Source organism: Monashia sp. HAY1-2A (assembly GCF_056755315.1).
Map to the genome: position 1 here is coordinate 1 of NZ_JBNDHY010000814.1, position 234 is coordinate 234.

1 protein-coding gene is annotated in these 234 nt (G+C 65.8%); it reads right to left on the minus strand.

Features of this window, described 5'->3' with window-relative positions; genetic code table 11:
• Positions 1-234 (minus strand): hypothetical protein (locus ACPYOM_RS24035; protein ID WP_481347907.1); only part of this gene is annotated, 234 nt, incomplete at both ends.

The following is a 234-nucleotide window of genomic DNA, read 5'->3' on the forward strand; positions in this document are numbered from 1 at the left end:
TCCTTCAGCAGGTCCGGATTGGCGGCCTTCCACGCGCCGAACTTCGCGGCCAGTTCCGGCTCGGCGGCCAGCAGGCGCTCGGCCTCGTCCTCGAACACGTAGTCCGAATAGGCTTCCTTCTTTTCCAGCACGCTGTTGAAGAAGCCCCAGCGGAAGAAGCTGTCGTGGGCCTGCGGCTCCAGCGTCTCGACGGCGTAGCGGGCATGGTCCTGGTCGAGCGGGACGAGGTAGTCG